Genomic DNA, 524 nt, shown 5'->3' with positions numbered 1-524 from the left:
GGTGGCGGCGGCGGCGGTAATGCTGCCGGTGGTGGTGAAGGCGGTCAGGGCGTGGGTGGCATCTGGAGCAAGGGCTCGGTCTTGATCACTGCTGCCAATGCTGCGCTCATGAGCGGTAACGTGGGTGCCAGTGGTGCAGGCGGCCTGGCGCTCAACGGTGGTGCTACCGGTGTATCGCCAACTGCTGTCAACGCTATCTTCAATGACGGCGGGAGCCTCAACAGCAGCTTTGTCGCAGATACCACAGCGCCTACGGTTTCCAGCATCGTGATTGCCAACCCGAGCCTTGGCTCGGGCAGCAACTCCACGGTGACCTTCACGTTCAGTGAGGCGGTCTTCGGTCTGGATATCTCCGAGATCACGGTTCCCAATGGCACCCTGACCAACCTTACGACTACCAACAACATTACCTGGACCGCCACCCTGACGGCGAATGGCAATATTTCCGATTCCAGCAACGCCATTACCCTGCCAGGATCGGCAGTGCGGGACTCTTCAGGCAACATCGGGACCGGTACAGGAAC

At 60.3% G+C, this 524-nt stretch carries 1 protein-coding gene; it reads left to right on the top strand.

Features of this window, described 5'->3' with window-relative positions; translation table 11 throughout:
• Positions 1-524 (top strand): Ig-like domain-containing protein (locus ALQ04_RS13095; RefSeq protein ID WP_259645005.1); only part of this gene is annotated, 524 nt, incomplete at both ends.

The organism is Pseudomonas cichorii, assembly GCF_003700275.1.
In the GTDB taxonomy this organism is placed as follows: domain Bacteria; phylum Pseudomonadota; class Gammaproteobacteria; order Pseudomonadales; family Pseudomonadaceae; genus Aquipseudomonas; species Aquipseudomonas cichorii_B.
This window is presented reverse-complemented; position numbering and strand designations above follow the sequence as displayed.